Here is a 23,230-nt window from a genome sequence, read left to right as displayed (position 1 = left end):
CCCCCCCCCCCCCCCCCCCCCCCCCCCCCCCCCCCCCCCCCCCCCCCCCCCCCCCCCCCCCCCCCCCCCCCCCCCCCGCGCAGGCCACAGCGGTGTCAGCGCTGCTTACTTGATGTCAGACAGCTTGAACACCCACACGCTGCCACCTTGCTCCAGGAAGTTCACGCGCTTGGCGACATCGCCACCCCACAGCGGCACGGCGCCGCCCCAGCCCGAGACGACGGCCACGTACTGCTGGCCATCCTTCTGCCAGGTGACCGGGGGGGCCACCACGCCCGAGCCGGTCTGGAACTGCCACACCACCTTGCCGGTCTTGGCATCGGCGGCCTTCAGGAAGCCTTCGGGGGTACCCCAGAACACCAGGTTGCCGGCGGTGGTCATCACGCCACCCCACAGCGGGGCGTTGTTCTTGACTTCCCACACGATCTTGCCGCTCTTCGGGTCCACCGCGCGCAGGGCACCGATGTAGTCCTCGTTGAGTGGCTTGATGGTGAAGCCGGCACCCAGGTAGGCGGCGCCCTTCTTGTAGGCGATGGGCTCGTTCCAGATCTCCATGCCCCATTCGTTGGACGGCACGTAGAACATCTTGGTGTCCGGGCTGTAGGCCATGGGCATCTGGTTCTTGCCGCCCAGGAAGCCTGGGGCGGCGAACACGGCGCTGCCCTTCTTGCCGTCCGCCCCGGCGGTCGGATCGCCCGGGCGGTTTTCGGGCACGAAGTTCGGGCGGCCGGTCTTCAGGTCGATGCCGTTGGCCCAGGTGGTCTTGCGCACGAAGGGGAAGGCATTGATCAGCTTGCCGGTGGTGGCGTCGTTCACATAGAAGTAGCCGTTGCGGTCGGCCTTGCCACCCACGCGCTTGCCGTCCATGTCGAAGGTGATGAACTCGTTCACCCCGTCGAAGTCCCAGGAGTCATTCGGCGTGTTCTGGTAGTGCCACTTGATCTGGCCGGTCTTCACGTCGATGGCGACGGTGGAGCTGGAGAACAGGTTGTCGCCTTTGCGCAGGTGGCTGTTCCAGGGCGCGGGGTTGCCGGCGCCGAAGTAGGCCAGGCCCGTGCGCTTGTCGTAAGTGCCGCCCAGCCAGGTGGCCGCGCCGCCGGTTTTCCAGAGGTCGCCGGGCCAGCTTTTGTTGGTCTCGCCCGAGATGCCGTTTTCGATGGCCTTGCCGTCCTTGTCGTAGGTGTAGCCCATGTGGCCTTCCACGGTGGGGCGGGTCCAGACCAGGCGACCGGTCTTGGGGTCGCGCGCTTCGACGCGGCCCACCACACCGAACTCACCGCCCGACACGCCGGTCAGCAGCAGGCCGTTGGCCACGATGGGGGCGGCCGTGGCCGAGTAGCCGGCGTGGTAGTCGTCGATCTTTTCCTTCCAGACCACGTCGCCACTGTCCTGGTTCAGGGCCACCAGCTGGGCGTCCAGCGTGGCAAAGATCACCAGGTTGTCAAACAGGGCGGCGCCGCGGTTGACCACGTCGCAGCAGGGCATGATGCCTTCGGGCAGGCGGTGCTCGTATTTCCAGAGCTTCTGGCCGGTGGCGGCGTCCAGCGCGTAGATGCGCGAGTACGACGCAGTGACGAACATCTTGCCGTTGTGGATCACCGGCTGTGATTCCTGGCCGCGCTGTTTTTCGCCCCCGAAGGAGAAGCTCCAGGCCGGCACCAGGCGCTTCACCGTGTCGGTGTTCACCTGCTTGAGCGGCGAGTAGCGCTGCCCTTCCGTGCCCAAGCCCCAGGTCAACACCTCTTTGGTGTCTGTGGCGGCGTTGTCCACCATCTCCTGCGTCACCACGGCATGCGCTGCCTGGTTGCCGACGCCCATGCCCACGGCCATCAAAGCGGCCAACAATTTCAGTTTCATCTTGATCTCCTCGTTGTACTCATCCTGGGTGAAACGACATGTACCCGGCGGCCTTCTCCGCAATATGCGTACCAGTCTTTTCAGGCCTGGCGGTCAGCCCCTCGGGCTCGGTGGAAACCCGGGGGGCGCAGGCCCGAAACCTGCAATGAAGAACCCCATTGCCGGTCGGGCCAAGACCCAGGAATGCGGGATTTTTTCCCTTGCGGTGCGGGGTTTTCGGGGGCTTTCACTCAGGGGTGAAGGCCTGGACCGGTGAGGGGCTGCAACGATGCCGGCAAGGTGCGGTGCAGCGTGAACCCGAGCCCCGCGAGGGCTCCGTGAATACCCGGAGAGCTGTACCAGAATGAATCGATGGCCTTGTCGCGACTGTTGCAGTCGTCCGCGTGTCACAAGCGCTGCTGTGGGCCCGTCCCGCTCCGTGAAAACCCGGGGTCGCGTGGCGTGCCTGGGCGGGTGGGCGATGCTGCTCGCCCTGTGCCTGTGGGCCCTGGCTGGCCTGGCCCAGGCCGGCGTGATGGACCGGGCCGCGATGGAGAAGGCCTTTCCTTCGCCGCTCATCGTCGGCGAGAAGGCCAGTGACCTGCCGGTCTGGCCCCTCCTCAAACAGGACGCCACCGCCACCCCCGTGGTGGCCTATGCCTTCGAGTCGATCGACCTGGCGCCCTTGCCCGGCTTCTCGGGCACCCCGTTCAACCTGCTGGTGCTGCTCGATGCCAAGGGCCGCTTCATGGATGTGCGCGTGTTGTCTCAACACGAGCCGGTGTTTCTGGACGGCCTGGGCGAGGCCCCCATGCATGCCTTTGTCGAGCAGTACAAAGGCCTGTCGCTGACGCAGAACATCCGCATCGGCGCGTCGCAGGGCCGGGGTGATCGGTCGGGCAGCAACGTCAGCATCGACGGGGTGGCCAAGGCCACGGCCTCGGTGCGCATCCTGAACCAGTCGCTGCTGTCGGCCTCACTGAAGGTGGCGCGCGCCCGCCTGGGCTTTGGCGAGGGGCGCGACCCCGATCTGATCGCCCACATCCGCCCCGGCGTGTTCCAGCCGCTTGATTGGGCTGGCCTGCAGAAGGCCGGCCTGGTGCCCAGCCGGCGCTTTCTCAACCGCGACATCGAGCAGGCCTTTGCCGACACCGTGGGCGAGGGCCAGGACCCGCAGGCCCTGGCCAGCCCCGACGAGCGCTTTGTCGACCTGCACTTTGCCTGGCTCAGCGTACCGGCCGTGGGGCGCAACTTGCTGGCCCCCGCAGGCTGGGAGGCCTTGAACCGGCTCCTGGAGCCGGGCGACCACGCGCTGCTGTTGCTGGCCGACGGGCGCTATTCGATGCTGGGCGAAGATTTTGTGCGGGGTGCCGTGCCCGATCGCCTGACCCTGCAACAGCAGAAGTTGCCGCTGGAGATGCGCGATCTGGATCTGGACCTGAAGCTTCGATTGCCGGCGTCTTTGCAGGGGGCCGAGTGGCGGGTGTTCCGCGTCATCGGTGCAGCCGGGCTGGACCCGGCCCAGCCGCTCGATTTCGGCCTGCAGGTCACGCGCAGCAAGGGCGCCATCTACCCCGAGAAGGTGCGGCGCAGCTTTGACTTCAGCGTGCGCCTGCCCGAGGCCTACGTGGAGGCCGGCGCCAGCGACAGCAAGACCTGGCACAGCATCTGGATCAGCCGCGCCTGGGAGCTGGCGGTGCTGGCCCTGGCGCTGGCCGTGCTGGCGGTGGTGCTGAGTCGGCCCGAGCGCCTGAGCCGCCACCCCCAGCGCCTGCGCTGGTTCCGCAATGGCTACCTGCTGTTCACCCTGGGCTTCATCGGCTGGTTTGCCCAGGGGCAGTTGTCCGTCGTCAACCTGACGGCCTTGCTGCAGGCGCTGCTGGCGCGGCGCAGCCTGGACTTCTTCCTCTACGACCCCATGACGGTGTCGCTGTGGGCCTTTGTGCTGGTGAGCCTGGTGCTGTGGGGGCGCGGCACCTTCTGCGGCTGGCTGTGCCCCTTTGGCGCCTTGCAAGACCTGAGCAGCCAGCTGGCGCGTCGGCTGGGCCTGCCTGCGCGCCGGGTGCCCGAGCGTTGGGACCGGCGCCTCAAGCGGGTCAAGCACGCGGTGCTGATCGTCATCCTGATCAGCGCCTGCCTGTCGGTCACCTGGACCGATCGCCTGGTCGAAGTCGAACCGTTCAAGACCAGCATCACGCTGAACTTTGTGCGGGCCTGGCCCTATGTGCTGTGGGCACTGGCGCTGGTGGGCTTCAGTGCCTTCTTCTACAAGGGCTACTGCCGCTACCTGTGCCCGCTGGGGGCGGGCATGGTCTGGCTGGGGCGGCTGCGCCGCTTCGACTGGATCGCCCGGCGCAGCGAGTGTGGCCAGCCCTGCCAGCGCTGCCGCAGCGATTGCGCCTACCAGGCCATCGAGCGCCCAGGCCAGGTGGACTACGACGAGTGCTTTCAGTGCCTGGACTGTGTGGTGATCTACGAGAGCGACAGCCTGTGTGTGCCGCGCATCCAGCAACAACGCCAGGCGGGCAGCGCCCGGGTGATCCCGCTGCAGCCGATCCCGATTCAGGAGGAGACAACATGAACAAGCGCGTTTTCTTGCAGACCAGCCTGGGGCTGGGGGCCACCGGCATGTTGGGCCGGGCCTTTGGCACCGAGCGGCGGGCGCCGCGCCGCTTTGCCAGCGACCTGGCCCTGGAGGGGCTGGTCTGGCGCGACCGCTCGATGGTGGCGCTGGGCACGGTGCTCTCGCTGCGGGTGGCACACCGCGAGGCCGTGATGGCCGAAGCCGCGCTGGACGCGGCGGTGGCCACGCTGCGCCACATCGAATCGCAGATGAGCCTGTTCCAGCCCGACAGCGCGCTGCGCCGCCTGAACCGCAGCGGGCGTTTGCGCCAGCCCGATCCCGACCTGCTGCAAGTGCTGCAGCTGGCCCAGCAGGTGTCGGCGCGCAGCCAGGGCAGTTTCGATGTGACGGTGCAGCCTCTGTGGGAGGCCTTCGAGGCGGCCGGCCGCGAGGGCCAGTTGCCCAGCACCCAGGCGGTGTCGGAGGCGCGTGCCAAGGTCGACTGGCGCCAGTTGCAGCTGGACCCGCGGCAGATCAGCCTGGGCGTGCCGGGCATGGCCGTCACACTCAACGGCATTGCCCAGGGCTACGCGGCCGACCGGGTGCGTGCCACCTTGCGCGAGCACGGCATCGAGCATGCGCTGATCAACACCGGCGAGTGGGCCGCGCTGGGCCGGCCCAATGCGCAGCGCAGCTGGGTGCTGGGCATCGCCAACCCGCGCGACGAAAGCGCCATGCTGACCCGGCTGGCCCTGGGGGGGCGTTGCATCGCTACCTCGGCCGACAACCAGACCACCTTCAGCGCCGACCGCCGGCACCACCACATCTTCGACCCCCACACCGGCTACTCGCCCACCGGGCTGGCCGCCGTCACCGTGGCGGCCTCGTCGTGTGCGCTGGCCGACGCCCTGACCAAGGTGATGTTCGTGGCCGGTTTCGAAGGCGCCCTGCAACTGGCTCCGCAGTGGGAGGTGGACGTGCTGGTGGTCGACAAGGCGGGTCGCTGGCAGGCCACGCCGGGATTGGTGCAGGTGTGATCCTGCGCTGGTGACGTCGATGCCTGGTTGCGCTCACCGTGGCATCGCTCTGACCGTCACTTTTTGGCGCCGCCCCCAAAGGTATACGTCAAGCTCACCCACAGGGCGCGCGGTGCGGCCGGGGTGATGAACTGCTGGCTGGCCAGGGTGTAGACGCTGCGCAGGCCCGACATGCCGTAGGTGGCGTAGGGCTTGTTCAGGGCGTTGCTGAGCTGGGCGTTGAGTTGCAGCTCCGGGCTCAGGCGCCAGTGGGCGTCGAGGTTGAGCACGCCGTAGCCCGGCACCGTGCCGCCCGGGGTCTGGTTGCTTTCATTGCCGTGGGCGATCTGCGCGCCGGCCAGGATCAGCTGGCTGCCCAGCAGCAGGCTGGGGCTGGCCTGCCAGGCGGCGCGCAGCTTCAGGGTCTGGCGGGCGATGCCCGGGATCCGGTTGCCGCTGACCACGTTCTGGCCGCTGGCCGTGGTGAAGGCGGAGCGGTAGCTGGCGTCGACCCAGCCATAGTTGGCCGACAGGGACAGGTCTTTGAGGCAGGTCTGCGCGCCCAGCTCAAGCCCGCGGCGCTCGGTGTTGCCCACGTTGGCAAAGTACCCCAGCGAGGAGGAGGTGGCGATGAACTGGATGTCGTTGCTCAGCCGGGTGTCATAGACCGCCGCATTCCAGTGCCCCTGGGGGCCGAAACTGCCGCGTGCGCCCAGCTCCACCGTCTTGGCCACCACGGGCTGCAGGTCGGGATCGCCATTGAAACCGGTGGGCAGCGCGCAGGGGCTCTTGGGGTCGGCGCACGAGAGTTCGATCGAGGTCGGCGCCCGCATCGCTTCGCTGTACTGGCCGAACACCCCGGTGCTGCGGTCCAACTGGTAGTTGAAGCCGAACGAGGGGTTGAAGCGCTGGTAGTGGTGCTTGCCATACAGGCTGTGCGATTCGGGGCCCGCCACGGCCCCGGCCGGGATGCCATTGGCCGAGCCCTTGACCCCGCTGGCCGTGCTGTTCGAGTATGGGTAGGCGCCGAGGTAGGCCGGGTTGTAGTAGCTGACCCCACTGACCGCATCGGTCCAGCTGTAGCCACCATCGTCGTTGAGGTACTGCTTGCTGGCGCCGCTCTGGTTGAGGACGGTGGCATTGAAGCTGCCGGCGGCCGTCAGGCTCAGGCGCTCGCTGGCCTGCAAGGTGTTGCTCAGGTAGGTGCTGAACTGGTGGGTGGTGGAGACCAGGTTCACTGAACCCAGCACGTTGGAGCCACTGAAGCTCAAGGGGTTGCTGGCCGAGGGGGCCTTGCCATCGGCGGTGAAGCCGTAGGTCTGGTTGGGTGTTTCCACGGTCTGGTAGTCGACCAGGCGGGCCAGGGTGCGGGTCTGGTCGTAGGTGATGCGCGCGCTGTCCCAGCTGGCACCGATCTGCAGCGTGTTGTCGCGGCCCAGGCGTTGCTGGAAGTCGGACCACTGCACGCTGCTGCCCCAGCCCTGCTGCCGGGTCAGCGATTCGACCACACTGGTGTTGATGCTGCTGCTCCAGCGGGCAAAGCCCAACCCCTGGGCGGCGGCCGAGGTGACGGCATTGGTGGCCGTGCCGTTGGGGGCCTTGTTGCCGCATTTGGGGCTGCCCCCCGACAGGGCCAGGCTGCCATCGTCGTTGAGGCAGCCGTCGTCGAGCTCGGCATTGCTGTTCACGTTGCGGCTGCGCCCCTGGCGCAGGTAGAACTGAGCACTGAGCTGCTGCTCATCGCTGAGCCAGTGGCTGCCCTTGAGCTTGGCCATGAACAGCTGGTTGGCCGTGCTGTCGGGCCAGGTGTAGGCGGCGCCGGGGTTGGCCATCATGTCCATGGGCAGGGCCTGGGTGCCCTTGAGCACGGTGTCGGCCGCGGTCAGCGACAGCTCCAGGCGCGTCTTGCCGCCGTTGCCGCGCCAGCGGGTCTTGCCGAACAGCTGGCGCACCTCTGAGCTGGAGTGGCTGCGAAAGCCGGCCTGCTGGTCCCAGTTGCCGGCGATGAAGTGGTCGGTGCCCAAGGCCGCGTCGGCCCAGCCGGTCTCAAAACGCAGGGCCTTGCGCTGGAACGAGCCGGCCAGGGCCGTGAGGGAGGTGCCCGCGTTGTCCTGGCCGTTCTTGGTGTTCACCACCAGGGCCCCGCCCAGGGTATTGAGCCCGAACAGGGGGTTGGAGCCCGGCAGCACGTCCACGCCCGCGATGGCGTTCATGGGGATCAGGTCCCAGTTGACGATGGAGCCGAAGGGCTCGTTCATGCGCACGCCGTCAAAGTAGACCGACAGGCCCACCGGCGCCCCCAGCAGGGACGAGGCCTGGAAGCCGCGGTAGTTCACATCGTTCTGGTAGGGGCTGCCGCTGCCATTGCTCACGCTGACCGAGCCCAGGCTGTTGTTGAGCAGCTCGGCCAGGTTGCTTGCGTCCTGGGCTGCGGCCTCCTGGGCGGTGACCTTCTGGGCATTGGCTGGAAATTGGGCCAAGGGCACCCCGATGCCGTCGATGGGGGTGCTGCCCACCACCTCGACGGTGCTCAGCTGGGCCAGCTCCAAGGTGTCGGCGGCCCAGGCCAGCGATTGAAAGCCGAGGGCGCACAGGGCCGAAGTCAGCACACGCAGGCGCAGGGGGCGAGCGGCAGGAAGGGGGCGTTGGGGCAGGCACTGGGTGTTCACGGTGGGTCTCTTGGTGGGGGCCTGGGTCGCTCGCCTCATGGAAAACGGCGGGCGCCAAGCGGGTTGTCTCCAGTGCTGAAAGTTAGCGCCGTGCACGCTGGCAGCCCAGGGAAAAATTCCCGCGCTGCACCCCGGGCCTCAGACGGCGCTGGCCGTCATGGCGCCAGGGATCAGGCCCTGCCGCAGCGCCAGGTGCACCAGCCCCGCCGAGGTGCTGACCTGCAGCTTTTCTTTCACCAGGGTCTGCACATTGGCCACGGTCTTGGGGCTGAGCTTGAGCAGCTCGGCGCATTCCGCAGCGCTGCGCCCTTCGGCCAGCAGGCGGAACACGCTGAACTCGCGCGGGCTCAGGCTGGCGAGCTGGTCATCGCAGGGCGCGGCCTCGCGCAGCAGGCTGGCCGGCAGGTCGGGGCTCAGGTAGCGCTGGCCCTGGCGCAGCGTGCGCACCGCCGCGATCAGGCTCTCGGGCTCGGCGTTCTTGCTGACAAAGCCGCGCGCCCCTTCCTGCAGGGCGCGTCGCACCACGTGGGGCGAGTCGTGCATGCTGAACACCAGCACGCAGGCGTCGGGCTGGCGGGCCCGCATGCGGCGCAGCGCATCCAGCCCGCTGGCGCCGGGCAGCGAGAGGTCGGTGATGCTGAGGTCGGGTTGCTCGCGCACAAAGGCGGCGTAGCCGCTGTCGGCGTCGGCGCATTCGGCGACCACCCGCAGATCGCTTTCCTGCTCCAGCAGGCGGCGGTAGCCGGCACGCACCACGGGGTGGTCGTCGATGAGCAGGATGCGGATCATGCGGCGTGCTCCGCGGGCAGGGTGACGTGGATGCGCAGTCCGCCCATGGCCGCGCTGTCGAACTGCAACTGGCCGTGCAGGGCGGCCACGCGTTCGCGCATGCCGGCCAGGCCGAAGCCCGTGCGGGGCGGGGCCGAGTCTTCATCGTTGGCCGCGCCGGGCAGGCCGCAGCCGTTGTCTTCGATCTGCAGCTGCAAGGGCTGGTCGGGCCACTGGGCGGCCTGCAGGTGCACGCAGGCTTCGTCGGCCCCGGCATGGCGGGCGATGTTGGTCAGGCCCTCCTGCACCAGGCGGAACAGGGTCACGGCCACGGCATCGTCCAGCGGCTGTTCGGGCAGTTGGGTCTGCAGCCGGCAGGCCAGGCCGGTCTGCGCCTCCCAGCCCTCGCACAGCTCGTGCAGGGCGGCCTCCAGGCCCAGGCTGTCCAGGCTGTGCGGGCGCAGGCGCACCAACAGCTCACGCACCAGGCCGTACAGGTGCTCGGCGCTGCGGGCGATGCGCTGCGCGCCCTGGCGCACGGCCTCCGGTGCTTCGGGGCGGTTGAGCAATCGGGCCTCGATGCGGATGGCCGTGCAGCCCTGGCCGAACTCGTCGTGCAGTTCGCGCGCGATGCTGCGCCGCTCGGCCTCCTGCACCCGGATCAACTGGCGTGCCAGGTGCTGGTTGTGGGTCAGCAACTCGGCAATGCGCTGCTCAGCCGCCTCACGCTCGGCCAGCATGGCCTGCAGTTCGCGCAGGCGCCGTGCGGCAAACCACACCAGGCCCAGCGACAGCAGCAGCAGGCCGAGCGGCCATTCGTCGAGCTGCCAGCGTTCGTGGCGTTCGGCAAAGCGCGAGAAATGCTCGAACCAGTTGCCTTGCACCGAGGCGACCCAGCCCAGCAGCACGCAGGCGCCCATGCCCAGCAGGTCACGCCGCCACGGTGGCCCACGGTGCACGGATGGTTTGTCGTTGGGCATCCCGGACCTCCTCAGGCGTTGGGGGCGATCAGGCCCTGGCGCTCGGCCTGGCGGCGCTCCAGGGCATAGGCCTGGGCCATGGCCCGGCCGTAGTCGGCCGGGCCCAGGTAGGCGGGCTCTTGGTCGTACTTGGCCAGCTCGGCCAGGTGGCGCGGGTGGAACAGCGCGGCCTTGAAGGCCGCGTGCAGGCGTTGCACCAGCTCGGGCGCCATGCCACGCGGCCCCACCAGGCCGTAGGGCGAGGTGGCCACGATGGGGTAGCCCAGCTCTTTGAGGGTGGGCACCTGGGGCCAGCGGTGGGTGCGGGTGTCGCCAAAGGTCACCAGCAGGCGCAGGCGCCCGCTGTCCACATAGGGCGCGAAGCCGTTCGAATTGACGCCCACCATCACCTGGCCGGCGGCCACGGCCAGCATCTGCTCGGCCGTGCCCTTGTAGGGCACGTGGATGTAGCGCAGGCCCTGTTCGGTCAGCAGCTCTTCCATCACGACATGGGGCGTGGTGCCGTTGCCATTGGTGGCCACCGAGAGTTCGCCCGGGTGGTTGCGCGCAAAGTCGAGCAGGTCGCCCAGGTGGCGCAGCGGGCTGTGGCTGGCCACCAGGATGCCGAAGGTGACCCCGCTGATCTGGATCAGGGGCGTGGTGTCGCGAATCGGGTCCCAGGCCACTTTCTGCAGAAAGGGGATGCGGAAGACCGGCTGCGGCATCTGGGCCAGCACGCTGCCGTCGGGGGCCGCCTGTTGCAGCAGGGGCATGGCCAGGCTGCCGCCCGCACCGGGCCGGTTCTCGATGATGATCTTCTGGCCCAGTTGCTGGCCCGCCAGCTCGGCCAGCATGCGCAGCGTGACATCGGTGGCGCCGCCGGCGGGCCAGGGCACGTACAGCGTGATCACGCCGGGGTTGCCGGGCTGGGCCTGAGCGGGCTGGCTGGCCAGCAGGGGGCACAGCGCCGCCAGCAAGGCTTGGCGGCGAGAGAAGGCGCTGGGGGCGGGGGCGGGGCTCATGGCCATGATTGCAGGTCCAGGGTCAGGGTGCCGCCGGTGACAAAGCTGGAGGCGGTGTGTTCGTCGCGGCTCAGGCGCACCAGGCCGACGCCGGGGCAGTACCACTCGCGGGTGATCAGGGGCAGGTCTTTCCAGCCCGAGGCGGCATCCACATACAGGTGCAGCGCGGCCACGCCCTGCACGCGCAGGCAGTGCTCGAATCGGCCGGCCGCCGTGTCCACGGCCTCGTCGGTGGCCTCGATGCGGTAGACCATGGGCACGGCCGGGTGCGTGTGGCGGATCTCGGGCGGAAACTGCTGGGCCCGCTCCAGCAGATAGGGGGCGGTGTCGGCTTGCCAACTGGTGCCCACGCTCAGCGGCTGCTTGAGCACATAGCGCCGGCTGGCGTCGGGTGTGTAGAACTCATCGAGGTCGAAGCGGCTGGCCACCCGGTAGACGCCGCTGTCGTCACTGCGCAGCCAGTAGTGCATGCCGTCGTCGCTGTGGCGGTGCCAGGTGGGGGCGTCGTCCAGGGTTTCCTGCCCCAGGTTGTCCAGGCGCAGGCTGCGTTGCGTGCGCTGGCCGTTGTCGCGTTCGGTGGTTTCGGTGTAGGTCCAATGGCGGCCGCTGTCCAGGGGAAAGAAGTCCTGGCTGGCGGGCGTGCGGCTGCAGCCTGCCAGCAGCATGGGCAGGACCAGGGCGCAGCAGATCAGCCAGGCGGGAGCGCGGTGCAGCGACATGGCTCACTTCTCCGGCAACTGCGGCTTGGGCATGTCGCGCAGCTTCACCACCTGCTCGTCGCTGCCCGGGCGCAGCCACGACAGGCCGGGGCGGCCGCGTTGTGGCTCCAGCGTGCCGAGCTGGCTCACGCCTTCACGCACCTTTTTCAGCGAGTCGTTGAGCAGGGCGTGCAGGTCCTTGGTGTAGGGCAGGCGGTAGGCGCGGGGCTGGGGCAGGGGGTGGCCGTTTTCGACCGCGTTCACCCACAGGTAAAGGGCGCCGGGGTTGCGCTGGGTGGGCTCTTCGATCACCGCGGCCAGCAGCTGGAAGCGCTCGGGCAGCCGGTTGGGGCTGGGCCAGCCGGCGATGTTGTTCACCTCGTCGTGGGCGAAGAAGTAGAAGACGGTCACACCCAGCAGCAGCGCGGCCTTGAGCCAGGCCGGCCAGTGCGACCAGAGCAGGGCCAGGGCACACAACAGGGCCAGCACGGCGGCGCCGAGTTCGATGGCGAGGGTCATAGGCGTTCCACCAGGGTCTTGGGCAGGTTGTTGATGTGGGCCACGCTGCCGTCGGGCAGCAGCGTGAAGCGCACGGCGGTGACCTCGTCGCCGGGGCGCATGAGCTTCAGGGTGCCGTAGAACACCACCTCGGCGCGCGGGTTGACCTTGAGCACCGAGACGGTGGCATCCACCGGCTGGCCGTTGCGGGTCTCGTAGTACTGCAGGTTGACCGTGTACTCGCCCGGGGCGATGCCGCGCAGGGTGACCACCTCCTGGTTCAGGGGGTTGACCACCTGGCGGCCATTGACGGTGATGACGTCGTTGGACATGCCTCGGTCGTCGCGGTCCAGGTGCATCAGGCCGGCCTCCCGGTTGCGGAACCAGACCAGCTTGCCGCCCGGGTCCTGCACCCAGGTGTCGAGGTCGTTGGGGTTCAGGTCGGGCCAGGACACGGTGATCACGTACTCGGCCTTGGACGGGATGTCGCCGGCCTTCAAGGCCTTGGGGTTCATCACCAGCAGCGCGATCAGAAAGCAGAACACGAAGGCGATCAGCATGTTGAACAACATGTCGTAGAAGGGGTCGACCTCGTGTTCGCGCGCGTGGCGCCGGTGGCGCTGGCTCATGGGGCCGCCGCCTGGCCCAGGGTCAGCCCGTGTCGCTGGCAATCGGCCACCAGGCGATCGGCATAGCGGTCCAGCCGCGTCAGTTGCAGGCCCAGCACGATGTTGGCGACCAGGCCCACCATGGTGGTCAGCAGGGCCACGCCCAGGCCGGTGGTCAGGCTTTTCAGCAGCTCGCTGGACTGGCTGGCGTCCAGGCTCTGCAACTGGCCGATGTTCAGGGCCAGGATGCAAAAGCCGATCACCTTGCCCAGCAAGCCCAGCTTGAGCTGGATGCCATTGACCCACCAGGCCGTGCCGTGCGGGCCGTGGCTGTGCTCCAGCAGCACTTCCAGCGCCGTGGCGGCATCGCCGCCGGGTTGACGGCTGGCCTGCCAGTACTCGTGGGCCCAGCCCTGGCCGGTGCTGCCGGGGCGCAGGCTGGCCTCCAGGGCCTGGCGCTGGGCCTGCAAGGCCCTGGCGCGGCTGCCGCACCAGGCGGTGCTGCAGGCAAACACGGCCACGATGATCAGAGTCAGGCCGGTGGGGTCGGCATGCAGCAGCAGGGCCCACACACCGCGCACACCGAGCAGCCAGGTGCCAAACACCAGCAGCCCGCCCAGGGCCAGCCATTCGAGCCACAGCGGCTCGACCACGGCCGGGCCGCGGCGCAGGGGGCGCCAGCGGCTCATGCGCCGCCCCCGCGCTTGCTGAGCGCGCCGAAGCCGCGCTGCGGGTCGTAGCCCCAGCAGGCCAGCACAAAGCACAGCGCGCCCGTGCCCAGCACCACCCAGGGCGAGGCGCCCGCGTCCTGCCCGTAGAAGGCGAAGCGGATCCATTCCACCGCATGGGTGAAGGGGTTGAAGCGCGCCACCTGGTACACCCATTCGGCGCCTGACTCCTGCAGCTTCCACAGGGGGTACAGGGCGGTGGACATGAAGTACATCGGAAAGATGACGAAGTTCATGGTGCCGGCGAAGTTCTCCAGCTGCTTGATGTGCACGCTCAGCAGCAGGCCCAGCGCGCCCAGCATCAGGGCGGCGCTGGTGCTGGCCAGCAGCACGGCCGGCAGTTGCGGGCCCCACAGCGGCAGCGGGGTGCCCAGGGCCCAGGCGATCAGCACAAAGCACAGGGCCTGCAGCAGCGACAGCGCCGCGGTGGCGGCCAGCTTGCAGGCCAGCACCCACCAACGCGGCAGCGGGGCCACCAGCAGCAGGCGCATCAGGCCCATCTCGCGGTCATAGACCATGGCCAGCGAGGACTGCATGCCGTTGAACAGCATCACCATCCCGATCAGGCCCGGGGCGATGTAGACGTCGTAGGGGATGTAGGTGGAGTAGGGCTCGACGATGGAGACGCCGAACACATTGCGAAAGCCTGCGGCAAACACCGCCAGCCACAGCAGCGGTCGCACCAGGGCCGAGGCCAGGCGCCCGCGCTGGCGCGAGAACTTGAGCAGCTCGCGCCAGACGATGGCGCGCATGGCCTGCAGAAGGTGGCGCAGTGACAGGTTCATGGCTGCCCCTTGCAGCGTTTCTCGGGCTCGTCGGCGCCCAGGGTGTCCAGCACATTGCGCGGGTGCAGCACGCCTTCGGCCGGGGCCTGGGCCTGCACCCCCTGACCATCGCTGAGCAGCAGCGGTTGGCGCAGTTGCCGGTCCCAGGGGCGAAACTGCAGGGCCACGCCCTTGGCGCCGTCCACACTGACCGTGCCCAGGGCCTGGCGCAGGGCCTGGGGATCGGCCTGGCGCAAGGTGAGCGCCGCATTGGCCAGGGCGCGGCCCGCCACCCAGCCGGCCCAGTCGGTGGCTTGCATGGCCCGCCCGGTGGCTTTCTGAAAGCGGCGCGACAGTTGCGGCGCGCCATAGCGTTCGTATTGGGCCTGCCATTCCAGGGCCACCACGCCGCCGTCGCCGACCACCGGGCGCGGGCTGGCCGTGTTGAAGGGCAGGCTGCGGGCAAACTCGCCATCGCTGTCCACCACCCAGACCACGTCGTAGGCCAGGCCGCCGGTCAGCAGCAAGGGGTTGGCGAGCTGGCGCTCACGCGGATCGGTGGAGAGTTTGAAGGGGCGCTGCGCCACCAGCTTGAGGCCGTAGCGCTGGATCGCCTGCTGGGCGACCTCGCTGCGCACCGCGTCGTCGGGGGCGTTGCCGCTGAGCAGCAGCACCTGGCTCCATTTGCGGCTGGCCAGGGCCTGGGCCAGGGCGTCGGCACGCATGCGTTCGCTGGCAATCAGGTGGAACAGCTGGGGTTGGCAGTCGCGTTCGCGCAGGGCCTGGTCGCGCGCGCCGAGGTTGAGCACCGGCAGCTTGACCACCCCCGCCACGGCGCGCACCCAGTCGGCGGGCAGGTCCAGCAGCAGGGCCTGGGCGCCGGCCTTCTCGGCCTTGCGGGCGGCCTCGCGGGCGGCCTCCAGGCTGGGGCTGGCGTCGGTCTGCAGCTTGAGCGTGGTCTGGGCGGCCTGGGTTTCAAACTGGGCGTCTTCCAGGCCGAGGGCAATCGCGGCCTTGAGTGAGCCGCCGCTGTGGCCGGGGTAGGCACGTTCGAGGGGCTGGCGCTGCCAGGCAGGCGGGTCGGCCTGTTCTATCAGCATGAGGTTCCAGGCCGCGGCCTGGCTGGCCGTGGCGACCAGGCCCAGGGCGATCGCCAGCAGCGGGCGGTGCAAAGTGCGGGCGGTGCTCATCAGTACAGCACCACGGTGTGGGGCACGCGCCCAACGGGCACGCTTTTGAGGGCCCGGGCCGCCTTCACGTCGACCACGGTGAGGTCGTCCGACAGGCCGTTGACCACGTACAGGCGGGATTCGTCCTGGCTCAGGGCCAGGCCCCAGGCGCGCCGGCCCACCAGCACGCGCTCGGTGATCTGGCGGCTGGCCACATCGATGAAGGCCACATGGTTGGCCCGCCCCATGGCCACGAAGGCGCGTTGGCCGTCGTGGCTGATCAGCAGGCCCACCGGGGTGATGTCGCTGGCGCGGGCGCCTTTCAGGTCCAGCGTCAGGGTGTGGATGAGCTTTTGCTCGGTCGTCGAAATGATGCTGATGCTGGCGCCCAGCTCGTTGGTGACCCACAGCTCCTTGCCGTCCGGGGTCAAGGCCATGCGGCGTGGGCGTTGGCCCACGGCAAGGGTCTTGACGAGCTTTCGGCTGGCGGTGTCGATCACGTGCACGCTGTTGGCCACCTCGGAGGCCACGTACACGGTCTTGCCGTCGGCCGAGACCTTCACGCCCTCGGGTTCACGGCCCACCGGCACGCTGGCCACGAGCTTGCGGCTGGCCAGGTCGACGATGCTGAGGGCGGCATCGTCCTCGTTGGACACGTAGAAGGTGCGCCCGTCAGGCGAGAGGTCGAAGATCTCGGGGCTGTCGCTCAGGGGAACATGCTCCACCGACTTGAGGCTGCGCATGTCGATCACATCGGCCGCAGCACTGTCGCTGCAGGCCACCAGCAGTTGCTGCCGGTTGGCGCTGAGCTGCATGTGGCGCGGGCGCTTGCAGGTCGGGATGGGCGCTTGCAGCTGCAGGTCGGCCAGGCGGATCACCGTGATGGCGTTGTCCTTTTCGCTGGACACCAGGGCCAGGGTCTGGGCGAGGGCGGCGCCGTGCAGCAGGCCGGCCAGGGCCAGGGCCGCAAGCCAGCGGGTGGAGGAGTGCAGAGAGTGGGGCATGGCGGTTCAGTGGCAGAGGGCAGGGCGGCGTTCAGCCGCGGGCGGCGGTGCGCCGGATGAAGCCGGCCTCCAGGGTGTCGGCGCCCAGGGCCTGGGTGACTTCGGCCGGACTGCCGTCGGCCACTAGCCGGCCCTGGTGCAGCACCAGCACGCGGTCGGCCTGGGCGGCTTCCTCGACCCAGTGGGTGGCCCACAGCACGCAGGTGCCGCGTTGGGCCACGTCCTGGCGCACGGTGCGCAGCAGGTCGTGGCGTGAAGGGGGGTCCAGGCCCACGGTGGCCTCGTCCATCAGCAGCAGGCCGGGGCGGTGCAGCAGGGCGCGCACCAGTTCGACCTTGCGCCGGGTGCCGCCCGAGAGCTCGCGCACCGGGCGGTCCAGGTCTTTGTCCAGGCCCAGGCCGGCGGCATCGCTGGCGATGCGTTCGCGGCACAGGGCGCGTGGCAGGCCATGCAGGTCGCCATGGAACAGCAGGTTCTGGCGCACGCTCAGGTCCAGGTCGAGGGATTGCTGTTGAAACACCACGCCGATGCGCGCCAGCGCGCGGGTGGCGGCATGGCGCAGGTTCAGGCCATCGACTTCGATGTCGCCGCGGTCGGGCATGAACAGGCCGGTGAGCAGCTGGAACAGGGTCGACTTGCCCGCGCCATTGGGCCCCAGCAGCACGCAGAACTGGCCGCGGGCCAGCGTCAGCCCGAGTTGGTCGAGGGCCTGGCGGGAGCCGTAGCTTTTGCTGAGGTGGCGCACGGAGAGCATGGCAGGGTGAGGGTCGGAACAGGCGGATCGCCGATGCCGTGGTTCTGCAAAGCCCGTGCCGAAATGGGTTGTCAGGTGCCTCGCTAGGGGTTTACAGGGGGGGCGGTGCCCTCAGGGGCACTGTGTCAGCCCAGAACAGGGGCGATTCGGGCGTGCCGGGGCGCGCGGTCCCTGTCGTGTGGTGTCCTGCAACGGTGTTGCAGATCCGAGGTGTGACACCGGTGCGCCATCGGTGTCACGGCCGGCCCTGGTTTTCCCGGGGGGGCACTGGGGGCTCAGGCGGGGCGGTCGCCCACGGCCTTGAGCTTGCGGTAGATGGTGTTGCGGCTGATGTTGAGCCGCTTGGCGGCTTCGGTGACATTGCCGTTGCAGGCGGCCAGGGTCTGGCGGATGGTGCTGAGCTTGAGCTCGTGCAACACATCGCCCAGCGAGGCCGTTTCGCTGCCGCCGGCGGCCTGGGTCGGCAGGCTTGGGGCGGCGGTGGCGGCCTGGGCGGGCTGGCGCTGGCTGCGGGCGCTGCTCAGGTCTTCCAGGAAGTCCATGGGCAGGTGCACCCGGGTGATCTCGCGGTCGGTGCCGGCCATCACGCAGGCGGTGCGCAGCACGTTGTGCAGCTGGCGCAGGTTGCCGGGCCAGGCATGGGCCTCGAACTCGGCCAGCAGTTCTTCGCTGATGCCCAGCGGGTGTTGGGGCGAGAGCTGGCTGATCAGCCGCCGGCACACCGCGCGCAGGTCGGTGCGCTCGCTCAGGCGGGGCAGGCGGACGGCCAGGCCGTTGATGCGGTAGTAAAGGTCTTCGCGAAACTCGCCGCGCTCGATCATTTCGCGCAGATTGCGGTGGGTGGCGCAGACCAGGTTGATGTCCACGTCATGGGCCTTCTGCCCGCCCAGCGGCACCACCTTGCGTTCTTGTAGCACGCGCAGCAGGCGGGCCTGCAGCGACAGCGGCATGTCGCCGATCTCGTCGAGGAACAGGGTACCGCCGTGGGCCTGCAGCAGCTTGCCCGCCGAGCCGCGTCGCTTGGCGCCGGTGAAGGCGCCTTCCTCGTAGCCGAACAGCTCGGACTCGATCAGGGTTTCGGGGATGGAGGCGCAGTTCACGGCCACAAAGGCCTGGTCCTTGCGCTGGCTGGCACCGTGCAGGGCCGAGGCCAGCACTTCTTTGCCGGTGCCGGTCTCGCCCAGGATCAGGATCGGGATGTCGCGGTCGAGCACGCGACGCACCTGATCGACCACCTGGGCCAGGCGGGCATCGCCGCGGGCCAGCTCGTTCAGGTCGGGGGCGTGGCGTGCGGCGGTGGCTGCGCGCGAGCTCGCGGGCGTGGGCACGGCCTCCGGGGCCGGGCTGGTCGGTGTGGCGTGGGCACGGGCCTCGTTGGCGCGAGGCTGGCCGAAGTGGAAGTGCTGCCCCAGCGAGGCATCGTTGCACTGGGCCCGGGCGTAGAGCATGCGTCCATCGGGCAGGCGCATCTGCAAGGGGGCCATGCTGTGGCTGCGCAAGCGGTCCATGAGGGCGCCGAAGTCCATGCCGAACACCACGCGCACGCCCTGGATGCGGGCCGCCGCGCTGCTGGTGCCCAGCAGTTGCAGGCCGGCGCGGTTGACGCCGAGGATCTTGCCGTCGGCCCCCAGCGCGATCACGCCCTCGACCATGGTGCCGATCAGCTCGGGCCGGAAATGGAAATGCAGGCGCAGGTTGCGGCTGAAGTTGTCGCAGAACCAGTAGTTCTCGATGGTGCGGGCCGCGACCCGCACCAGGGCCATGGTGTGGGGGTGGAAGCTGTTGTGCTCGCCGGTCACATCGAGCACGCCGATCACACCGCCGGAGTGGTCCATGATGGGCGAAGCCGAGCAGGTGAGCACGTGGTTGGACTGGATGTAGTGCTCGTTGGCATGGACGAAGATGTCTCGCTCGGTGACCAGGGCGGTGCCGACCGCATTGGTGCCCTTGGCCGCCTCGGACCAGCTGACCCCGGGGCGCAGCGCCACCCGTTCAGCGAAATCGACCGAGCCACTGTGGCCGGCCGACATCAGGATGGTGCCCTTGTCGTCGGCCAGGCACACGATGTTGCCGGTGCCGCTGACCTGCTCCAGCAGCATCTCCATCACCGGCAGGGCCTGGGCCTGCAGCCGGGCGCAGCGCTCTTGGGCCAGCTTGAAATCGGCCAGGGTTTCCATCGAGTAGTCGATGTGGTCACGCGGGCTGAGGCCCAGCTCCAGGCAGCGGTCGTGCGAATCGCGGATGACGCTTTCGTGGGGTTCGGCCAGGGTGGCCAGGTCGTTGTTCACCGTGGCGCGCACAGGGGCAAAGCTGCGCAGCTCGTGAGGCACAAGGGGTTTCATCGCATTTGTCTCCTGCAGCCCTGGGGGGCTGTCATTTCTCGTATTTCGACTCGCTCAACAGGCTTGACTAGCAAATCCCGGTCCAGCGTCACAGATTGGAGCAGCGGCCTGCCACGCTATAGCGCAACGCGGCACATGTCATGCGGAGTTGCCCCAGGAGCACGCCCGAGGGTACGGGGCTTGGCATGCGCTTTGCTGACAAGTGCTCACTGCTTTTCAACAAAAACCCGGAGACACCATGAAACCGACTTCCTTTTTCTGCCGTCCTTTGCTGTGGGCCGGCGCCCTGTTGCTGGCCCTGAGCGGCGTGGCGCATGCGCACGGCGATGTCACGCCCCAGGCCGTGGACACCGGCAACCTGCCCAAGCTGGGCGAGGAATGGCGGGTGGACAACCCCTACAGCAAGAACCCGGAGGCGATCCGCATCGGCTCGTCGGGTTTCAACCAGAACTGCGCCCGCTGCCATGGCCTGGAAGCGATCTCGGGCGGCATCGCGCCCGACCTGCGCCACCTGGACGACGACTGCGCCTCCCTGCGCGACGCTAAGAAGCAACAGGCCTGCCTGCGCGATGTGAATGACTGGTTCGTCGGCCACTTCCGCCATGGCGTGACCCGCAACGGCGCGGTCTACATGCCCGGCTTTGAGGGCATCCTGTCGCAGGAAGCGGCCTGGGCCATCAAGACCTATCTGGAATCGCTGCGCGTCAAACCCCTGGCGGACGCCCAATGATTGCCCGCCGCAGCCTGCTGAAGGCATCTATGGCCCTGGCGGCCGCCCCGCTGGCCGGGCCGGCCCTGGCGCAGGAGGAATCCGCCTGGGCGCGCATCCAGGCGCGCGGGGTGCTGTCGGTGGCGATCTACAACGACAACCCGCCCTTCAACGTCAAAGGCAAGGGGATTGATGTGGAGCTGGCCCGCCTGCTGGCGGCCCAACTGGGACTCAAGCTGAACTTGCTGCCTTTCGACGCCGACGAGAAGATGGGCGACGACTTGCGCAACATGGTCTGGAAGGGGCATTACCTGGGCTATGGCCCGGCCGATGTGCTGCTGCATGTGCCGGTGGACAAGCCCTTGATGGACGCCGAGCGCCAGGTGCTGATCTTCGGGCCCTACTACCGCGAACGGGTGGTGATGGCGCGCCGGCTGGACCGGCTGCCCGACCTGGAAAGCCTGGCCGGCCTCAAGGGCCACAAGGTGGCCGTGGCCGGGCAATCGCTGGCCGGTTGGCTGCTGATCGGTGCCGACCAGGGGGCCTACCGCGACCTGCTGACCACCCATTTGCCGGACGGGGTGGCGGCCGCTCGCCAGCTGCTGGAGGGCGAAGTGGATGCGGCAGCCGGCCAGGCCTCTGAGCTGTATTCGGTGCTGGGGGATGACAAGCGCTTCTTCATTGAAGCGCTGCCGATGCCGCGGGCGCCCCGCGATGGCTGGGCGGTGGGCATGGCCGTCAAGAAGCAGTCGGTGGAGCTGGCCCAGGCCCTGCAGGCCGCGCTCAATGCGGTGGCTGCCGACGGGCGGCTGGCCAAGGCCTTTGCCGCGGCCCAGGTGCCCTGGCAGGCGCCCTGACGCCGGTTGTCACCCGCTTCGGTCTGGAGCGTTCCAAAAAGTGACAGTCCCGCGCCGCCCCGGGTTTGCCCTGGGGCGGCGTTGTGCTTTCGGCGCGCTCTCAGGGCAGGTTCAGGATCCAGCCCACCAGCTTGCTCGCATCGGCCTGGCTGATGGCCACGGCGTTGGGCGGCATGGCCAGGCCGCTGGCCTGACCCTTCCAGTGGCTGTTGTAGGGGTTGGAGCCCTGCATCACGGTTTGCACCAGGGCGTCCGCGGCGTTCGCCTGGCCCTTGTACTTGTGGGCCACATCCTGCCAGTTGGGGCCGATGGGCTTGCTGCCATCCGCACTCTTGGCGCCAGACTCGATGTGGTGGCAGGTCATGCAGCCGCTGCCCAGGGCCAGGGCCTTCATCTGGGCGTCCAGGGGAGCGTCGGCCTGTGCGGCCTGGGCGCCCAGCAGCAGTGCGCTGAGCATCACGGTGGTTTTGAAAGACATGGTCCATCTCCTTGTCGTTGAACGGTACGGAACCCCCCGGTGGACAGCGGGCTGTGTCACACACCGTGTCACTTCGCCAGGGTTGAGCGCACTGGGCGCAAATTCCATGCCGTCAATGGGGTTTTCTGAGGGGCTTGCGCCGGTGTTTGCGCTGGGTCAAATGCGCGCCGGGTGCGGCCTGTGGCGCGGGCCCCGGACAGGGCAGCGGCCCTTCGGGGGCCGTGCTAAAGTGGGCCGGTTCCGGGGGCCACAGGCACGGATGGCGTGCCTCAACTCCCGGCGTCTGACGGAGACACAACATGCCCGGACTCTTGCCTCACGTGGACCCTGACGGTCTGCTCGAATTCTCGGTGGTCTACACCGATCGCGCGCTCAACCACATGTCGGCGCGTTTTCGCCGCGTCATGCTCGACATCGGCGACATGCTCAAGGAAGTCTATGGTGCCCACAGCGCCGTGCTGGTGCCCGGTAGCGGCACCTTCGGCATGGAGTCGGTGGCGCGCCAGTTTGCCGGTGGCAAAAAGGTGCTGATCCTGCGCAACGGCTGGTTCAGCTTTCGCTGGTCGCAGATCCTGGAGATGGGGGCGATCACGCCAGACGTCACCGTGCTCAAGGCGCGTCGCACAGGTGCCGGGGCGCAGGCCCCCTGGGCCCCCGCCCCCATCGACGAGGTGCTGGCCACGATCCGTGCCGAAAAGCCCGCCGTGGTGTTTGCCCCGCACGTTGAAACCGCCTCGGGCATGATCCTGCCCGACGACTACCTGCGCAGTGTGGCCGAGGCCGTGCACGAGGTAGGCGGCCTGTTCGTGCTCGACTGCATCGCCTCGGGGGCGGTGTGGGTCAATATGCGCGACACCGGCGTCGATGTGCTGATCTCGGCGCCGCAAAAGGGCTGGAGCAGCTCACCGGCCTGCGCCATGGTGATGATGTCCGAACGTGCGCGCCAGGCCATCGACGGCACCACCAGCAGCAGCTTTGCCTGCGATCTCAAGAAGTGGCTGCAGATCACCGAGAGCTATGAAAACGGCAGCCACGCCTACCACACCACCATGCCTACCGATGCCCTGGTGCGCCTGCGCGACACCATGAAGGAAACCCAGGCCCTGGGCTTTGCCCGCATGCGCGAAGCGCAATGGGCGCTGGGCCGGGCCGTGCGCACCCTGTTCGAGTCGCGTGGCATCCCGAGCGTGGCCGCGCCGGGCTTTCAGGCCCCCGGGGTGGTGGTGAGCTACACCGAAGACGCCGACATCCAGTCGAGCAAGAAGTTCGCCGGCGTGGGCCTGCAGACCGCCGCCGGTGTGCCGCTGCAATGCGACGAAGGCACTGACTTCCGCACCTTCCGCATCGGCCTGTTCGGCCTGGAAAAATGGCAGAACGTGGATCGCACCGTCGGCCAACTGGCCGCCGCCCTCGACCAGGTGGGCTACCCCGCCCGCGAACCCGTCGCCGCCTGAACCTCGCCGCAGCTTTGCCGCTCATGACGACCGCGGCCCTGGCTTTGCCGGGCGGCTGGTGTCGTCCCCTGTGAACACATGGGCGTCAAATTTGGAGAGCAACCCAGAAGCAGGGCATCAAGCGCTGCGCCTGAACCAGAAGGGCTTCGCCGTTCAAAAGGCTGCGGAGCAAGCCCCGCCAGCAGACACCGCGGAGCTGGCTTTGCCAGGCCGCGGGTGTCGTCTCCTGTGAACACATGGGCGTTGAATTTGGAGATCAACCCAGAAGCAGGGCATCAAGCGCTGCGCCTGAACCAGAAGGGCTTCGCCGTTCAAAAGGCTGCGGAGCAAGCCC

20 protein-coding genes are annotated in these 23,230 nt (G+C 68.7%); 5 read left to right on the top strand and 15 right to left on the bottom strand.

The features are described from left to right. Positions 1-105: 105 nt before the first annotated feature. The gene (locus AC07PT_RS28815) at positions 106-1,857 is read right to left on the bottom strand and encodes a PQQ-dependent methanol/ethanol family dehydrogenase (RefSeq protein WP_492350604.1); all 1,752 of its coding nucleotides are present in this window, start codon (positions 1,855-1,857) and stop codon (positions 106-108) included. 460 nt (positions 1,858-2,317) lie between these two features. Between AC07PT_RS28815 and AC07PT_RS28810 the strand changes: the two genes are divergently transcribed. Next, positions 2,318-4,417 (top strand): 4Fe-4S binding protein, encoded by a 2,100-nt coding sequence (locus AC07PT_RS28810; RefSeq protein ID WP_494658957.1) that lies wholly within the window; start codon positions 2,318-2,320, stop codon positions 4,415-4,417. Further along, on the top strand, positions 4,414-5,436 hold the full coding sequence (locus AC07PT_RS28805; RefSeq protein ID WP_492350602.1) for an FAD:protein FMN transferase: 1,023 nt from the start codon (positions 4,414-4,416) through the stop codon (positions 5,434-5,436). Before AC07PT_RS28810 ends, AC07PT_RS28805 begins: the two co-directional genes overlap by 4 nt. 56 nt (positions 5,437-5,492) lie before the next feature. On the opposite strand, the gene AC07PT_RS28800 is transcribed toward AC07PT_RS28805, so the two are convergent. The 13 genes from AC07PT_RS28800 to AC07PT_RS28740 form a co-directional block, all read right to left on the bottom strand. Then, entirely contained in the window at positions 5,493-8,084 is a 2,592-nt protein-coding gene (locus AC07PT_RS28800) for a TonB-dependent receptor (RefSeq protein ID WP_494658956.1), read from the bottom strand. Between the two features lie 138 nt (positions 8,085-8,222). Continuing rightward, positions 8,223-8,873, bottom strand: a complete 651-nt coding sequence (locus AC07PT_RS28795) for a response regulator (RefSeq protein WP_494658955.1) — start codon at positions 8,871-8,873, stop codon at positions 8,223-8,225. Continuing rightward, positions 8,870-9,832 carry a histidine kinase gene (locus tag AC07PT_RS28790; RefSeq protein ID WP_492350599.1) on the bottom strand — a complete coding sequence of 321 codons (963 nt, stop codon included), beginning with the start codon at positions 9,830-9,832 and terminating at the stop codon, positions 8,870-8,872. The genes AC07PT_RS28795 and AC07PT_RS28790 overlap by 4 nt, the downstream gene beginning before the upstream one ends. Before the next feature lie 11 nt (positions 9,833-9,843). Beyond that, positions 9,844-10,833: a tripartite tricarboxylate transporter substrate binding protein gene (locus tag AC07PT_RS28785; RefSeq protein ID WP_494658954.1), complete on the bottom strand. Its 990-nt coding sequence runs from the start codon at positions 10,831-10,833 to the stop codon at positions 9,844-9,846. Next, positions 10,830-11,552, bottom strand: coding sequence for a hypothetical protein (locus AC07PT_RS28780; protein WP_494658953.1), 723 nt, complete (start codon positions 11,550-11,552; stop codon positions 10,830-10,832). Before AC07PT_RS28780 ends, AC07PT_RS28785 begins: the two co-directional genes overlap by 4 nt. Positions 11,553-11,555: 3 nt before the next feature. Further along, on the bottom strand, positions 11,556-12,050 hold the full coding sequence (locus AC07PT_RS28775; RefSeq protein WP_492350596.1) for a hypothetical protein: 495 nt from the start codon (positions 12,048-12,050) through the stop codon (positions 11,556-11,558). Then, entirely contained in the window at positions 12,047-12,658 is a 612-nt protein-coding gene (locus AC07PT_RS28770; RefSeq protein ID WP_494658952.1) for a DUF2135 domain-containing protein, read from the bottom strand. Before AC07PT_RS28770 ends, AC07PT_RS28775 begins: the two co-directional genes overlap by 4 nt. Then, positions 12,655-13,326 carry a MotA/TolQ/ExbB proton channel family protein gene (locus AC07PT_RS28765; protein ID WP_494658951.1) on the bottom strand — a complete coding sequence of 224 codons (672 nt, stop codon included), beginning with the start codon at positions 13,324-13,326 and terminating at the stop codon, positions 12,655-12,657. Before AC07PT_RS28765 ends, AC07PT_RS28770 begins: the two co-directional genes overlap by 4 nt. Beyond that, positions 13,323-14,150, bottom strand: coding sequence for an ABC transporter permease (locus AC07PT_RS28760; RefSeq protein ID WP_492350593.1), 828 nt, complete (start codon positions 14,148-14,150; stop codon positions 13,323-13,325). The genes AC07PT_RS28765 and AC07PT_RS28760 overlap by 4 nt, the downstream gene beginning before the upstream one ends. Then, positions 14,147-15,319 carry a type 1 periplasmic-binding domain-containing protein gene (locus tag AC07PT_RS28755; protein ID WP_494658950.1) on the bottom strand — a complete coding sequence of 391 codons (1,173 nt, stop codon included), beginning with the start codon at positions 15,317-15,319 and terminating at the stop codon, positions 14,147-14,149. The genes AC07PT_RS28760 and AC07PT_RS28755 overlap by 4 nt, the downstream gene beginning before the upstream one ends. Then, the gene (locus tag AC07PT_RS28750) at positions 15,319-16,302 is read right to left on the bottom strand and encodes a PQQ-dependent catabolism-associated beta-propeller protein (protein WP_494658949.1); all 984 of its coding nucleotides are present in this window, start codon (positions 16,300-16,302) and stop codon (positions 15,319-15,321) included. The genes AC07PT_RS28755 and AC07PT_RS28750 overlap by 1 nt, the downstream gene beginning before the upstream one ends. A gap of 31 nt (positions 16,303-16,333) precedes the next feature. Next, positions 16,334-17,056, bottom strand: coding sequence for an ABC transporter ATP-binding protein (locus tag AC07PT_RS28745; RefSeq protein ID WP_494658948.1), 723 nt, complete (start codon positions 17,054-17,056; stop codon positions 16,334-16,336). A gap of 275 nt (positions 17,057-17,331) precedes the next feature. Beyond that, positions 17,332-19,398, bottom strand: a complete 2,067-nt coding sequence (locus AC07PT_RS28740; RefSeq protein WP_494658947.1) for a sigma-54-dependent Fis family transcriptional regulator — start codon at positions 19,396-19,398, stop codon at positions 17,332-17,334. Positions 19,399-19,636: 238 nt separating this feature from the next. On the opposite strand from AC07PT_RS28740, the gene pedF reads away from it, so the two are divergent. Both pedF and AC07PT_RS28730 read left to right on the top strand, forming a co-directional pair. Next, positions 19,637-20,128, top strand: a complete 492-nt coding sequence (gene pedF, locus AC07PT_RS28735; protein WP_494658946.1) for a cytochrome c-550 PedF — start codon at positions 19,637-19,639, stop codon at positions 20,126-20,128. Continuing rightward, the gene (locus AC07PT_RS28730; RefSeq protein WP_494658945.1) at positions 20,125-20,964 is read left to right on the top strand and encodes a substrate-binding periplasmic protein; all 840 of its coding nucleotides are present in this window, start codon (positions 20,125-20,127) and stop codon (positions 20,962-20,964) included. Before pedF ends, AC07PT_RS28730 begins: the two co-directional genes overlap by 4 nt. A 100-nt stretch (positions 20,965-21,064) precedes the next feature. Here AC07PT_RS28730 and AC07PT_RS28725 read toward each other — a convergent pair whose 3' ends face one another. Continuing rightward, the gene (locus AC07PT_RS28725; RefSeq protein ID WP_494658944.1) at positions 21,065-21,442 is read right to left on the bottom strand and encodes a c-type cytochrome; all 378 of its coding nucleotides are present in this window, start codon (positions 21,440-21,442) and stop codon (positions 21,065-21,067) included. Positions 21,443-21,741: 299 nt separating this feature from the next. Here AC07PT_RS28725 and AC07PT_RS28720 point away from each other — a divergent pair, with 299 nt between their 5' ends. Continuing rightward, entirely contained in the window at positions 21,742-22,896 is a 1,155-nt protein-coding gene (locus AC07PT_RS28720; RefSeq protein ID WP_492350585.1) for a pyridoxal-phosphate-dependent aminotransferase family protein, read from the top strand. Positions 22,897-23,230: the final 334 nt, after the last annotated feature.

This window comes from Curvibacter sp. GW821-FHT09D12 (assembly GCF_059416245.1).
This window is presented reverse-complemented; position numbering and strand designations above follow the sequence as displayed.